Origin of the sequence: Acinetobacter sp. BSP-28, from assembly GCF_044130285.1 — a bacterium.
Classification (GTDB): domain Bacteria; phylum Pseudomonadota; class Gammaproteobacteria; order Pseudomonadales; family Moraxellaceae; genus Acinetobacter.
Genome location: NZ_JBIQOB010000028.1, coordinates 1 through 15,335, shown reverse-complemented (window position 1 = coordinate 15,335; position 15,335 = coordinate 1). Strand labels below are relative to the sequence as shown.

Annotated in this window: 9 protein-coding genes and 1 pseudogene; 4 read left to right on the top strand and 6 right to left on the bottom strand. The window is 43.7% G+C overall.

Features of this window, described 5'->3' with window-relative positions; all coding sequences use genetic code 11:
• Positions 1 to 18: 18 nt before the first annotated feature.
• The 3 genes and pseudogenes from ACE01R_RS15775 (at position 19) to ACE01R_RS15765 (ending at position 6,618) form a co-directional block, all read left to right on the top strand.
• Positions 19 to 2,876: pseudogene (locus tag ACE01R_RS15775) on the top strand (EAL domain-containing protein).
• A 145-nt stretch (positions 2,877 to 3,021) separates the two neighbouring features.
• On the top strand, positions 3,022 to 5,301 hold the full coding sequence (locus tag ACE01R_RS15770; protein WP_395552470.1) for an NADP-dependent malic enzyme: 2,280 nt from the start codon (positions 3,022 to 3,024) through the stop codon (positions 5,299 to 5,301).
• 81 nt (positions 5,302 to 5,382) lie between these two features.
• Positions 5,383 to 6,618: a multifunctional CCA addition/repair protein gene (locus tag ACE01R_RS15765; protein WP_395552469.1), complete on the top strand. Its 1,236-nt coding sequence runs from the start codon at positions 5,383 to 5,385 to the stop codon at positions 6,616 to 6,618.
• Between the two features lie 86 nt (positions 6,619 to 6,704).
• Here ACE01R_RS15765 and epmA read toward each other — a convergent pair whose 3' ends face one another.
• The 5 genes from epmA to ACE01R_RS15740 all read right to left on the bottom strand — a co-directional run bounded on the left by epmA (position 6,705) and on the right by ACE01R_RS15740 (position 13,084).
• On the bottom strand, positions 6,705 to 7,685 hold the full coding sequence (gene epmA / locus ACE01R_RS15760) for an EF-P lysine aminoacylase EpmA (protein ID WP_395552468.1): 981 nt from the start codon (positions 7,683 to 7,685) through the stop codon (positions 6,705 to 6,707).
• Positions 7,682 to 8,749, bottom strand: coding sequence for a 4-phosphoerythronate dehydrogenase (locus ACE01R_RS15755; protein WP_395552467.1), 1,068 nt, complete (start codon positions 8,747 to 8,749; stop codon positions 7,682 to 7,684). The genes epmA and ACE01R_RS15755 overlap by 4 nt, the downstream gene beginning before the upstream one ends.
• A gap of 161 nt (positions 8,750 to 8,910) precedes the next feature.
• Positions 8,911 to 10,140, bottom strand: coding sequence for a CaiB/BaiF CoA transferase family protein (locus ACE01R_RS15750; protein WP_395552466.1), 1,230 nt, complete (start codon positions 10,138 to 10,140; stop codon positions 8,911 to 8,913).
• Positions 10,141 to 10,197: 57 nt separating this feature from the next.
• On the bottom strand, positions 10,198 to 11,625 hold the full coding sequence (locus ACE01R_RS15745) for an MFS transporter (RefSeq protein WP_395552465.1): 1,428 nt from the start codon (positions 11,623 to 11,625) through the stop codon (positions 10,198 to 10,200).
• A 235-nt stretch (positions 11,626 to 11,860) separates the two neighbouring features.
• Positions 11,861 to 13,084 (bottom strand): acyl-CoA dehydrogenase, encoded by a 1,224-nt coding sequence (locus tag ACE01R_RS15740; protein WP_395552464.1) that lies wholly within the window; start codon positions 13,082 to 13,084, stop codon positions 11,861 to 11,863.
• Between the two features lie 247 nt (positions 13,085 to 13,331).
• Between ACE01R_RS15740 and ACE01R_RS15735 the strand changes: the two genes are divergently transcribed.
• Positions 13,332 to 14,270 carry a LysR substrate-binding domain-containing protein gene (locus ACE01R_RS15735; RefSeq protein ID WP_395552463.1) on the top strand — a complete coding sequence of 313 codons (939 nt, stop codon included), beginning with the start codon at positions 13,332 to 13,334 and terminating at the stop codon, positions 14,268 to 14,270.
• Positions 14,271 to 14,470: 200 nt separating this feature from the next.
• Here the strand turns inward: ACE01R_RS15735 and ACE01R_RS15730 are convergent, their stop codons facing one another.
• Complete coding sequence (locus tag ACE01R_RS15730; RefSeq protein ID WP_395552462.1) at positions 14,471 to 14,803, bottom strand: BamA/TamA family outer membrane protein; 333 nt, start codon at positions 14,801 to 14,803, stop codon at positions 14,471 to 14,473.
• Positions 14,804 to 15,335: the final 532 nt, after the last annotated feature.

Genomic DNA, 15,335 nt, shown 5'->3' with positions numbered 1-15,335 from the left:
AATAAGGTTTTTGCTTATATGTCAGATATTCAAGACGAGTATATTAAACAGCATGTGAGTGCTGCACAAATTAACAATACGGTTCGACTTAGCCGCTTTTTTATTGTCAGTATTTTGATTGTATCGGCATATGTTTATGGCATTTACCAATTTTATTATGCAAAACCTTCTTTCTATTTCAACCTTTGGTTTATAGGCACGGAACTCTTGTGTTGCCTGTGTTTGCTGATTAACAGTGTTTATTTTAAGCCTAATCAATTTGCCTTACATCATGCGCATCGTTGGCTACAAATTCAGAGTTTAGTTATTGGTAGCTGTATTGCTTCAGGCATAGGCCTTATTTACTACTATCTACCTATATACAACCCTGCTTTTAGTCATGTTTATGCCTTAATTTTATCAGCACTATTGCTGATTGTGAGTCAGGCATTTGCACTCACCTTTTTAACCCAGCGCTTAACTTATTTCTGTCTGACGTTTATACCTGCTATTTTTCCTTATCTGGCTTCACAATTTATCAGCACAGAAACATCGAATCATTTATTCCATCTCACCATTAATTTTGCCCTGATTGTCATTTTATTATGTGCCAATATCACATCGCGTATTCATCAGCGTATTTCCGCACTTTATTCAAAGAATAATCGTTTGGTTGAAGATGCCAAACAACAGGTGCTATGGACGGATGAATTATGCAAACAATTACAAACTGAAATTAATAAATCGAAAGATATTGAGCTGCAATTACAATTAAATAATCAGCTGCTTGAACAGAAAGTTAAAGAACTTTTGATATGGCCAAAATGAATGCCGATTTGGAAAATCAGCAACAGAATCTGGTCTTGGCTCATGAAATTGCCGGACTCCGACCTTGGGACTGGAATATCAAAGACCGTGAAATTTTAATCACCGACTCTAAACAAAGAAAGACGCTCAAACCGTACAAACAGCATCATCATCAGCTACAAAACATTATTCACCCTGATGATGTCCATACCTTCAAGACTGCAATGACACAACATTTACGTGGCTATTCACCACTTTATGAAGCTAGCTATCGCATTCAAAATAGCAGCGGCAAGTGGAAATGGGTACATGATATTGGTCGGGTCATTGCTCGTGATCCGGTTAATAAAAAACCCCTGCGCATGGTGGGTATCCGTCGCGACATTCATCAGGAACGGACCGATCAGGAACGTTTAAAACTGGCTGCCAGCGTGCTGCAACAAGCTGCAGAAGGAATTTTTATTCTGGATGAACAGTTCTGCTATATCGACATCAATCCATTCTATGAACAGTTAACCGGTTTTTCACACCAACAAATTATTGGAAAAAACTTATTTGATATTACGGCCAACCATAAGTCACAACAAAGAAACAGCCACTACTCGATTATTCAGCAGCTGGAAAAAATGGGTGAGTATGATGGTGAACTGCAGGAAAAATTCCTTTCCGGTAAAGAACTGACCATCTGGTTGCGCATTAATGCTATTACCGATGAAAAAAACCGTGTCACCCATTATATCGGGATTGTTTCTGATTTAACTGAACGTAAATTACAAGAGCAACGCCTGTCTTATTTAGAGAATTACGATCCTTTAACTGACTTGCCGAACCGTTTTTATTACAACTATCAATTACATCAATACTTAGTCAGTAAAAAGGACTCGATTAAGCAATTGGCTGTTATTCGTTTAAACATCGACCGTTTCAGACCTTTAAATGAGTTCCTGAGTAATAGTGGTGGCGACGAGCTGTTACGCCAGGTGGCACAAAGACTGCGACTGACCAATGCCGAAGCATTATTTGTAGCACATTTGAATGGCGATGATTTTGCCATTGTCTATGAAATTTCACCTATTCGCCCATCCATTCAGCAGCATTGTGAACGTATTACTAAAGCTTTTTCATTGCCGTTTAACATTTTGGGGCAGGATCATATCATCACCCTGTCTATTGGTATTGCATTTTATCCAGAAAATGGCCGACAACTGGATTATCTCAATAGCTGTGCAGAACAGGCCTTAACCGAAGCCAAAAACTTAGGTGGCAATACCATTTGTTATTATTCCAATAAAAATACCGCTTTACTGGAACAAGGGATTTATCTGGAGCGTGATTTACGCTATGCAATAAACAATAATGAACTGGTGGTGTACTATCAGCCAAAAATTAATTTTAGTGACCAGAACATCTATGGCTTTGAGGCTTTGGTGCGCTGGAACCACCCAACCAAGGGCATTATTCCACCCAACCTGTTTATTCCTCTAGCCGAACAAACCAGTCTGATCTCGGATATTGGCCGAATTGTGATACAACAAACCGCTAAACAAATCCGTTACTGGAACAATATTGGCTTTGACAATATATGTGTATCGGTTAATGTAGTTGCACAGCAATTGCAACGTGGACGATTGCTGGAAGACTTAGATCAAGCTATCCAATGCTATGACATTTGTGGTTCGAGCCTGGAACTTGAAATTACCGAATCATCGTTACTGGAAAATTCAGTCACGGTCAAAAACCTGTTGAATGAAATTAAAAAACGTAAAATCCACATCTCGCTAGATGATTTTGGTACAGGCTACTCTTCCCTGTCTTATCTTGCCGATTTCCCGATTGATATACTTAAAATAGATCGAAGTTTTGTATCCAAAATCGGAGAAAACAAACAGGAAGCCATTGTCAGTGCCATGATTGCCATGGGCAAAGCCATGGGTATGATGGTGGTTGCAGAAGGCATTGAAACCAAGCAACAGCTTCAGTACCTGCAAGATCTGGAATGTGATATTGCTCAAGGTTTCCTCTTTTCCAAGCCGCTCCCTGAAAAAGAAGCAACGACATACCTGGAACAGCACCGACTTATACCTTCTTGATATAAGTCAACCTTTCTTCCCCCAACTTTGCCTGAAAAAGACACATCCGCGACTGTGATAAGGTCGCAACAAATGTTATATTCGATGCAACCAAGCAGAAAACCAGCAGCTTTGCTGAATTACTCCAGTAACAAACGAGATACAGATGGAAGATCAATCTTTAAAACAACAGGCATTGTATTATCACGAATTCCCAACACCAGGAAAAATCAGCGTCACGCCTAGCAAGCAACTGGTCAATCAACGTGACTTAGCGCTTGCCTACTCTCCAGGTGTTGCAGCACCATGTTTAGAGATTGAACGTGATCCTTCAACTGCTGCCCTTTATACGGCTCGTGGTAACCTTGTGGCCGTGGTCAGTAATGGTACAGCTGTTCTGGGATTAGGTAACATTGGCCCGCTAGCCTCTAAACCTGTGATGGAAGGTAAAGGCGTACTGTTCAAAAAATTTGCCGGCGTCGATGTATTCGATATTGAAATTGATGAAAATGACCCTGACAAAATTGTCGACATCGTTGCTGCTCTGGAACCTACTTTTGGTGGTATTAACCTTGAAGATATCAAGGCGCCAGAATGTTTCTATATCGAGCAAAAACTGCGTGAACGCATGAACATTCCTGTGTTCCATGATGACCAGCACGGTACGTCTATTATCGTGGGTGCTGCTCTTCTGAATGCATTGCAGTTCAACGGCAAAAAAATTGAAGAAATCAAGATTGTGGCGTCAGGTGCGGGTGCTGCAGCGCTGTCTTGTTTAAACCTTCTTTGTGCCTTGGGTGCTAAAAAAGAGAACATCATCGTTGCCGATTCACGTGGTCTCTTAACCACTCAGCGTGAAGGTCTGGATGAATCTAAAAAAGCCTACGTGCAAGACATCACCGCTACTCAGCTTGGTGAAGTACTTGAAGGTGCTGATATGTTCTTGGGTCTCTCAGCTGCGGGTATTTTGACCAAAGAGATGGTGAAAACCATGGCTGCCAATCCAATCATCTTTGCCTTGGCAAACCCGGATCCAGAAATTCTGCCTGAACATGCACATGAAGTTCGTGATGACGTAATCATGGCAACTGGTCGTTCAGACTATCCAAACCAGGTAAATAACGCACTTTGCTTCCCTTATATCTTCCGTGGTGCATTAGACGTTGGCGCAACCACTATCAATGAAGAAATGAAGATTGCCTGTGTACACGCGATTGCTCGCATGGCACATGTTGAAGCAGATGCAGCATCTTATGGTGAAAAATCAGCTTCATTTGGTCGTGACTATTTGATTCCGCGTCCACTCGATCAACGCTTGATTCTTGAAATTGCGCCTGCAATTGCTCAAGCAGCGATGGATTCTGGCGTAGCAACACGTCCAATCAAAGATTTTTCTGCATACCGTCAACGTCTGTCTGAGTTTGTCTATAACTCAGCATTCATGATGAAACCGATTTTTGCTCAGGCAAAAACTGATCCTAAGCGTATTGCCTATGCTGAAGGTGAAGACCTGCGTGTTCTTCGTGCAGTACAAATTGCGGTGGATGAAGGTTTGGCGAAACCAATCCTTGTAGGTCGCCCTGCAGTGATTGAAGCAAACATTAAGAAATTAGGTCTACGTCTTGAAGATGGTGTAAACATCACAATCATCGACCAAGAAAAGAACCCACATTACGAAATGTTTGCTGATGACTACTACAGCATCATGCAACGTAAAGGTGTAACACCAGAATATGCACAACGTGAAGCACGTCGCCGTTCTACCTTAATCGCATCTATGCTGGTTAAACATGGTCATGCTGACGGTATGCTGTGTGGTACGTATTCTAGCTATGACATCCACTTGGACTTCGTAAGCAACATCATTGGCAAGAAAGAAGGTCATAACACATTCTTCACGCTCAATGCATTAATGCTTGAAGACCGTAACCTATTCATCGCCGATACATACATCAACCGCAACCCGACCGCTGAACAGTTGGCTGAAATGACGATTCTGGCTGCTGAAGAAGTACGTCGTTTTGGTGTAACACCACGCATCGCACTTCTTTCTCACTCAAGTTTCGGTAGCGACCAAGATGACTTAAGCGCGCAAAAAATGCGTAAAGTATATGACATCTTGTCTAAAACTGCGCCTGAACTGGAAGTTGAAGGTGAAATGCACGGTGATGCGGCACTTGACGAAAACATCCGTCAATTCGCATTCCCGAATTCGCGTTTCAAAGGTTCTGCAAACTTGCTGATTATGCCAAATCTGGATGCAGCCAACATTTCGTTTAACCTGTTGAAATCAACTTCAGGTAATAACGTGACTATTGGCCCTATCCTGTTGGGTGCAGCTAAACCTGTTCACATTTTGACACCAACTACGACTACACGTCGTTTGGTGAATATGACTGCATTAACTGTTGCTGAAATTCAGGAAAACGAAAAGTTAGCACTTTAATTTAGTCAGCTAGATCACATTTTGTGACTTGAGAAAACCTCTATTCTGTAGCATGATTGCTTGAAGAATAGAGGTTTTTTCATGCAAGTTTATTTAGTAGGCGGTGCGGTTCGAGATCACTTGCTCGGGCACCCCTATCACGAAAAAGATTATGTTGTGGTCGGTGCAACACCGGAACAACTTCTTGCTCAGGGTTATCAGCCAGTGGGTAAGGATTTCCCTGTTTTTTTACACCCAGAAACAAAAGAAGAATATGCCTTGGCACGGACTGAACGCAAATCAGGTCGTGGCTATCATGGCTTTGAATTTCATACCGATCCGAGCGTTAGTCTTGAAGATGATCTGATTCGTCGTGACCTGACCATCAATGCCATGGCCATGGACAATGAAGGCAATATCTATGATCCTTATGCGGGTCAACAGGACTTGGAACAACGCATTTTACGCCATGTATCCGATGCCTTTGTTGAAGATCCACTCCGTGTTCTGCGCATCGCGCGCTTTGCTGCACGCTATAAAAGTTTAGGCTTTAGCGTGGCAGAAGAAACCCTCACCTTAATGAAACAATTGGTGGAATCAGGTGAACTCAATGCGCTAATCCAGGAACGTGTCTGGAAAGAAACTTCCCGTGCGCTGATGGAAGATCATGCCGATGAATATTTTACCATTTTACGTGCCTGTGGTGCGTTAAAGGTGCTATTCCCGGAACTGGATGCTTTATACGGTATTCCACAGCGCCCTGAATATCATCCGGAAATTGACAGTGGCATTCATACCATGATGTCATTACAACAGGCCTGTAAAGCCAACTATTCTTTAGATGTCCGCTTTGCAGTGCTGGTTCACGACTTGGGCAAGGCCTTGACACCAGCAGATGAATTACCACGCCATATCATGCATGAAGAACGCGGGGTCAAACCGGTGAATGAAATCTGTGATCGCCTTAAAGTGCCAACCAATACCAAACAGCTGGCCATTGCAGTCTGTAAAGAACATTTAAAATGCCATCAGGCTTTAAGCCTGAAACCGGGCACCTTATGGCGTTTATTGCAACGTCTGGATGTGCTGCGCCGTCCTGAACGTGTCGAAGCATTTATACAGGCTTGTGAATGTGATTCTCGTGGTCGTTTAGGGCTGGAAGATCGTGACTATCCTCAGGCTGCTTATATACTTGAGGCAATGGAGGTGGTGCGTAATATCAAGGCTCAGGATTTACCGCCTGATATTCAGGGACCTGATATTGGTGAAATGTTGATTGAGCGTCGCATTCAAGCCATTGCAGAATTGAAAGCGCGGCAGGTTGTTACAGTACAATAAATTAAAAAAGCACCGAAGGGTGCTTTTTTATCTTTGACTACCCTCTTCCTAACCTTCTCCCTTTGGGAGAAGGAACCCAAAGCAACTTAAGAAATATCCGCCGGGAAAGTAATCACTTTTTCAAGTTTCATTTGCTCAGTCGCGACCATCAGCAAACGGTCAATCCCCAAAGCAATGCCTGAACATTCTGGCATCTGAGATAAAGCTGCCAGCAGATATTCATCGATTGGCATGACATCTAAGCCCAGTTTCGCACGTTCAGCATTATCCTCTTCAAAACGTGAACGCAACACTTCTGCATCAATCAGCTCATCATAGGCATTCGCCAGTTCCAGACCTTCAATATACAGCTCGAAACGAGCAGCCACCAGTTCGCCATCTTCATCGATTCGGGTTTTCGCCAAAGATGCCAGTTCAGCTGGAAAATCGGTTAAAAATACCGGCGTGTCAAAACCCAGACTCGGTTCGACAAAATGCGAAAAGAGCAAATCGATATAACCCAAACGGTCATCACCCAGGTCCAGATTTAGCCCAACCCGATTACAGCAATCTTTCAATTCTTTTAAGCTGGCTTGTAAGGGATTGATATTCAGACGATCCATAAAGGCGTGTTTATAGCTGAGGATCGTTGGACGAAGCTCACCAAAACGCTGCTTTAAGGTGACATTGAGCAAATCGGTCACTTCAAACATCAAATCTTTCAGACTAAATCCGGGACGATACCACTCCAGCATGGTGAACTCGCTATTGTGTTTACGCCCGTGCTCATCATCGCGAAAAACTTTGCAAATTTGATAGATTGGACCGCTACCACTGGCCAGCAAGCGCTTCATGGCAAATTCAGGTGAAGTTTGCAGGTAATGGGTTCGCTGTTTGCCTTGAAGATGTCGCTGCGCCTGTATGGAGGCCAGATGCACATCCGTGACCCCGGCTTGTGACAAGATGGGTGTTTCGACTTCCAGTACCTCACGTTCAGCAAAGAACTGACGGATCTGTGCATACATTTTGGCACGTGCCTGCATGGCCTTTAGGTCACAAGTCGGTTGATAAGATATAGTTTTACTCATGCCTTCGGCCCTCCATGTGCTGCCCATTCACGGCGTAGCGGATAAGTTTTACGTAGATAATCAAAGGCTTTTTGATCAACCTTGCCGTCTTTTAAGCAGCCACGTAAGTTTGCATCATCACGGCTGATATCGTAAATTTGGCTTAAATATTGTTTTAACACAGCCTTTAAATCACGTTCTTTAAAATATTGCTCACAGACCGGCAACTGCGTTTCAAATTGCTTTGTCGCTGGATAACGAAAGGTATGGCAGAAAGCATCGTAGATCATTTGCGTACCGCGGGCCTTGCCTTCCAGACTATAACCGGCAATATGTGGCGTCACCAAAGTAATCAGATTTAACAGTTGTTCTGAAATTTCAGGTTCGTGCTCAAAGACATCGAGAACCACGGAACGCTGTGTCTGTTGAATATCGGCAATTAAAGCCGACTCTTCTACCACCGGTCCTCGTGCCGAATTAATTAAAATTGCTTCAGGCTTCATCTGTGCCAAAGCTTCAGCATTGATGAGATGGTAAGTCGGATGATTGCCTGTTTTAGTTAAGGGTACATGGGTAGAAATGGCATCGGCTGTTTTCAACAATTCTTCCCACTCAACCTGCTGCACATGTTCACGCTGTATAAAGGGATCATAGCCAATCACATTCCAGCCCAGCAGTTTGGCCATAACAGCCAGACGTGAACCGACGTTGCCCAAGCCGACAATGCCTAAAGTAAAGTTGTCATTGGCATCCATCAGTTCAGGTTTTAAATGTAATAAAGTGGTAATTACATATTCCGCAACTGCTTGTGCATTGCAGCCGGCAGCATTTGACCAGGAAATGTGTTGTTGTTCTAAAGCAGCAATATCCAGATGATCGGTGCCAATGGTCGCACTGCCGACAAATTTTAATTTTGTGTCCTGAACCAGCTGTGCATTGACTTGGGTCACAGAACGCACCAGTAACGCTTCTGCATCTTGCACATCCGCATGGCTTAAAGTACGCCCTGCAGCCTGCTGAATTTCGCCAAAATCGGCAAAGAAATATTCAGTAAATGCCAGATTTTCATCTGCAACGATTTTCATAGTGCGTTCCAATGACTTGAAGACCGCTATGATAACGCCTGTAGCGAAATCTGACTATGTAAGAGAACAAGGTTGACCAATAAATCAACTCGATAAAAAAAAGACCGAATTTACCCAAAATCCGGTCAAAACAGGAACCAATTAAACTTTAATCAGGCAGATTAAGCCACTTCACCATCAATAATGCCTTGGGCTTTTAACAGCTGTAATTCATCACGCGATTTAAACTGCGAGAGGATGTGCTGGGTATGTTCCCCCAGTTGTGGCGGTGCATGACGGTATTGTACCGGTGTATCCGAAAGCTTGATTGGAGAAGCAATCACTTTAAAGTTCTCATTCAAACTGTGCGGAATATTCACCACCATTTCACGATGCTGAATTTGTGGCTCGGCCAGAGCATCTTCAATTGAATTGATCACACCAACAGGCACTTTAACCGCATGAATGGCCTCGACCCAATCCTTGGCATTTTTCGACAGAAAATATTCTGACAATAAGGGAATCAGCTCATCACGATGCTTGACCCGGTCCTGATTGCGCTGAAATTTTGCATCTTCCAGCAGTTCAGGCAAGCCAATGGCAATACACAAATCTTTAAACTGTTTGTCATTGCCACAGGCAATAATAAATTCCTTATCTTTGGCCTTAAAGGTTTGATACGGAACAATATTGGGATGGTTATTTCCCATGCGCTTCGGGGCCTGACCTGAAGTAAGATAATTCATACCCTGATTGGCCAGCGTAGCGACCTGTACATCGAGCAATGACATATCAATATATTGTCCACGACCCGTATGCTGACGGGCCAGCAAAGCGGCCTGAATGGCAATGGTGGAATACAGACCGGTTTGAATATCGACCACAGCTACACCCACTTTCTGCGCACCGGCTCCCGGCTCGCCATCTTTTTCACCGGTGATGCTCATCAGGCCAGACATACCCTGAATGATAAAATCATAACCAGGTTCTTCTGCTCTTGGCCCATCCTGTCCAAAACCGGTAATCGAGCAATACACCAGATTCGGATTTAACGCACTGAGTGTTGCATAATCCAGTCCATATTTGACCAGCGAGCCAGCTTTGTAGTTTTCAATCACCACATCGACGGTTTTGGCAATGTCCCGAATAATCTCCTGTCCTTGAATTGACGCGATATCGACAGCCACTGAGTATTTATTGCGGTTGGCACATTGGAAATAGCCCGACTCACGCGTGGCATTGCCCTGTTGATCTGGCATCCAAGGTGGTCCCCACATACGGGTATCATCACCCACTTGTGGACGTTCAATTTTAATCACTTCAGCGCCCAAATCCGCCAGAATCTGTCCACACCACGGACCCGCCAGCACACGGCTTAAATCTAAAACCCGAATTCCCTGTAATGCACCCATTTTCTTACTCCTTCTCTGCCATGAGATCTTGTGCATCGTCATGGCAGTTTTATCTTTTTATTTCGCAGTCGCAGTTTTTGAACCTGAGGCTTTGACTGAATCCTCTGTATGAGTAGCCAAATGTTCTAACTTTTCCTCTGCCTGCTCTTCAGTCGACAGTGTTGCCTGCTGTGGGTCGTACTGACGTTCACGGATAAATAAACCTGGAATGACACCGGCAATAAAGTAAGCAGCACCCATCACAATAAAGGCCATGGTGAACGAACCACCGGCAGCAATAAAACCAATGGTTGCAGGTGCAATTGCGGCACCTAAACGGCCCATGTTGTATGCACCGCCAATCGCCGTACCACGGACATCGGTCGAGAAGCTTTCCGCCATATAGGTGGCATTTACACCGTATGGAATACCGTATAAGAAGCCAAAGGTAATCAGTAAATATGCAATATTGGTTGGCGTGTTATAGAAGATGATAATCGGCAGGAACGCTGCAGTAGCCACTGTACCGAATACAAAGGTCATGCGACGGCCAAATTTATCAGCAGCATAACCTGCCAGAATTTTACCCAGAATCATTGCGGTATAGGCACCAACCATGTAGCCCGTCATCGCTTTAAAATTCATGTTCAATTCTGTTTCCAGATAAGTCGGCATCCAGTTGTTTACACCATAGTAACCGAACTGCAGGAAAGCTGCGGTAGACATCCAAAGCAGGAACATTTTGCGGTGGTTAGTGTGCCCAAAAATACGTTTGTAAATACTTTCAGAGGGTGCTGATTGAGATACCTGGACTTGTGGTGCTGCATCCAGTTTTAGCTCACGGCGTTTAATCTGCTCAATTTTTGCTTCTTGCCAAGATGCAGGTTCTGGGACAAAACGCATAAAGATCAAGGCAAAAGCAGCAGGAACAATGGTCACATAAAACAGCATACGCCAGCCATGATCTGGAATGATCGCACCCGCCAATAATGTAGCCACAATATAACCAATGGTTTGACCTGTCTGAAGCGTGCCCAGCACTGTGGTACGGTATTTCGTCGGTACATATTCAGCCATTAAGGTATTACATGCCATATACAGCGAACCCAAGCCAAACGCACCGATAAAACGTAAAATCATGAACTGTTCATAACTTTGAGTAAAACCCAGAATACAGGTCATGATCGAGAAGAACACCACTGACCAGGCAATGGTTTTAACCCGCCCAAACTTGTCACAAGCCCAGCCGCCGGTAATACCCCCTAAGGCCATACCCGCAAGTGATGAACTACCTAACATACCTGCCTGAAAAGAAGACAGACCAAACTCAGCTTTAAGACTGGTCAAGCTAAATGACAGCAACATAATGTCAACGCCATCAATCACCAGCGATACAAAGGCAAAGATAAATGCCAGTTTCCATGTATTGCCATTAATGCGGTGCATGGTGCCTACATTGCTTGGCAGTTTCAGCGCTCCTGCGCCATGTTGTATTTCGTTTTTCATATCCATTTACCTCATTTTCCCAAATGAGTCATCGGCAGTCCTATGTCTCTACATTTGCCTGAAACTGTTCTTTATTGTTTTTATCATCACATCTTTAGAACTTAGGCTTGCAAATACAGAGCTTTACAAGAATGTTTCACGATGAATCCTTTATGTATATCAGTTATTTATTAATTTTTTGAGACAAAAATCTCCAGGATGCTCACGAATGAGCATCCTTATTTTTTAAAATGAATTAGTTACAAAATGCAGCGATACCGGTTTGCGCACGCCCCAGAATCAAGGCATGTACATCATGGGTACCTTCATAGGTATTGACTACTTCCAGATTGACCAGATGACGCGCCACGCCAAATTCGTCGCTGATGCCGTTGCCGCCCATCATGTCACGCGCTACGCGGGCAATATCCAAAGCCTTACCGCAGTTATTGCGCTTGATTAAAGAGGTGCCCTCAACTGCCGCAATGCCTTCATCTTTCATGCGGCCAAAACGTAGTGCCGCCTGCAACCCCAAGGCAATTTCAGTTTGCATATCAGCCAGTTTCTTCTGAATCAGCTGATTGGCTGCCAGTGGACGACCGAATTGTTTGCGATCCATGGTGTATTGATGTGCCGTATGCCAGCAGAATTCTGCCGCGCCCATCGCCCCCCAGGCAATTCCGTAACGTGCGCTGTTCAGGCAGGTAAATGGCCCTTTTAAGCCCCGCACTTCAGGAAAGGCATTTTCTTCAGGAACAAAAACATTGTCCATCACGATTTCACCAGTAATCGAAGCACGCAAACCGACTTTACCGTGAATAGCCGGTGCAGATAGCCCTTCCCAGCCTTTCTCCAGAATAAAACCACGGATATCACCGACATTGCCCTCTGGTGATACTTCTTTGGCCCAGACCACAAACACATCCGCAATTGGACTGTTGGTAATCCACATTTTTGCCCCGGTTAAGCGATAACCGCCGTCCACTTTTTTAGCACGGCTAATCATGCTGCCCGGGTCAGAACCGTGATCCGGTTCAGTTAAACCGAAACAGCCAATGTATTCACCGGTTGCCAGTTTGGGCAAGTACTTCTGTTTTTGCTCTTCTGAACCAAATTCATTGATTGGCACCATCACCAGTGAACTTTGTACACTGGCCATAGAACGGTAGCCTGAATCGACATATTCAATTTCACGTGCCACCAGACCATAGCTGACATAGTTTAAGCCTGCGCCGCCGTATTGTTCTGGAATGGTTGGGCCAAGCAAGCCAAGCTCACCCATTTCACGGAAAATGGCCGGATCGGTTTTTTCATGGCGGAACTGTTCCAGCACACGCGGCTGTAATTTGTCCTGACAGTAATCATGAGCCGTATCACGAATCATGCGCTCTTCTTCAGTCAGTTGCTGTTCCAGTAAAAATGGATCTTGCCAATTGAACCGCGCCTTCTGCGTTTTTTTAGTATTCACCATTTGATTCATCGCTTCCTCTGCTTAAGATCAGTTTTCGTTGTTTGATTCGATGCTATGTTTGATCTCAAAATCTTTCAAACGATAAATTTGCATGCAGATATTCCATTTACACATAATTGAATGGTTGATGGTTATTTTTCCGGGCTGATACAAGCACTCAAATCGAACCCTGAAATCATTTTTAAGACTAAAGTCGAATAGGTTGCTGTTTAAATTATGTCATTTTGAAATATCTGCCAGATAAAAGGACTTATCGATGCGTCGAAGTATTCCCTCACTCCAGAGTTTGCTCTGTTTTGAATCGGCTGCAAAATATGCCAGTTATACCCATGCATCTCAGGAACTGTTTATCACCCAAAGTGCCGTTTCTAGGCAAATCCAGCAGCTGGAAGAATTTCTGGGGGTCAGTTTATTTACCCGTACCCGTCATGGGGTAGAACTGACCCATGCCGGGCAGCAATATTATAAAACCATCAAGCCTTATTTAAGCGGTCTTGAACAAAGCACACTGGATATCATGTCGCATAAAGGATTAGGTGGTACGCTAAAATTAGGCGTGGTTCCGACCTTTGCCACCCGCTGGTTATTGCCTAAATTGCATCGTTTCAATGCTCTTCATCCTGAAATTACCGTGCATCTGGAAACCAGTACCAAGCCTTTTTTATTTAATGAAAACATTTTTGATGCTGCCATTTATGCCGGCACACCGCAGCAGATTGAGCACTGGCCCGGCACGCAAACCCATTATTTAATGCATGAAGATGTCGTCCCAGTGTGTTCACCTGCCCTAATTGGTAAGTATTTTCCTGCTGCCAAAATGGTGAATGAGATCAGTTTTGACCTGAATGCAGAGCAACTGGTACAGCTGCCTTTATTACAGCAAACCACCCGCCCCAGTATTTGGGAAGAGTGGTTTGCCCATCATCAGATCAAGCATGCTAATCCCTTTGAAGGACAACGGCATGAACTTTTTTCCATGCTGGCGGTTGCGGCCAATCATGGCATGGGCATGGCACTGATTCCTCAAATGCTGATCGAACAGGAATTACAGGAAAAAAAATTGGTGATCGCCTCTACTAAAAAACTGGAAGGTCGGCGCGCCTATTATCTGGTGCATTCTAGCCAGGAAAGCTCGCCTCTGATTCAAAAATTTGTCGACTGGATGCAGCAGCAATTACAGATTGCAGTAAAGTAAAATCTATAGAGCCTTATTATCTATCAATATTCTTCTAACATACATGGATTGAGCTTATAACTATCATATTTACTATTTTTCCTCAGATATAAAAAAGGCCCCTACTCAGTCGTAAGGGCCTTTATAACGCTTCTTTTGTATAACTTTTTGCTGAATTTACAATATTGATTCCCCCATACGGTAAATTCAGTTATATCTCGTCAGAAATATTTACGGATACTGAGCCAATATTGGTGATCATCCCGGTCATCCAGCTGACTTGGCGTATTCCCAACCGGAAAAGCCACTTCGGCATTGGTCTGAATATTCCACGCACTACTCCAGCTCAAGCCCAGTCCGGCACTGCTAAGCCTCGCCATATTTTCTCCAGTCACACCTACCCATTTTTCTGCATTCAGGGTGACTTCTGCCGTATCCACAAAGACTTTTCCAGCGACTTGATTTTGTGCATCGGCAAACAAGCGTTGTCTAAGTTCAGCCGTCGCATAATATCCAGTTGCCCCTGCAAACTGGCTCGATTCATAATCGCACACATTAGGTGTTTAAAATATTGATTCAGGTTGATGTGGTCTTCCAGCTGTTTATGGTCATATTGCAGAGTAAACAGAACTTCGGCTGTATTGGTCAATAATGCAGATAGGAATAACTCGCCCCTGCGCGTGTGCCCATACCGCTAAAGGTAAAGGCATACCCTGCGCATGCATAATTCATGCGCTAAAACATCAGTCATTTATCGGATTTTATAGTTTTACTTTTTTAGTATGAAAAACAGAAAATAATGACTGGCTTCAATTTGTGAATAAAGTTTAAATCACATGATTTAAATACTTACATTTAGGCATATTACAAAGTGATTTATGGAGTACAGATCAAATTAAAAATTCAATAATTTACGCTTTTTTAAGAGCAATTTTTTAAAGTCGTATTCTCAGATAAAAAGTACAGACATTAAAAAAGCCCCTGTTTTCACAGGGGCTTTTGAATTTGGCGGAAGCGGTGAGATTCGAACTCACGGAGGACTCGCACCCTCGTCGGTTTTCAAGACCGGTGCATTAAACCGCTCTG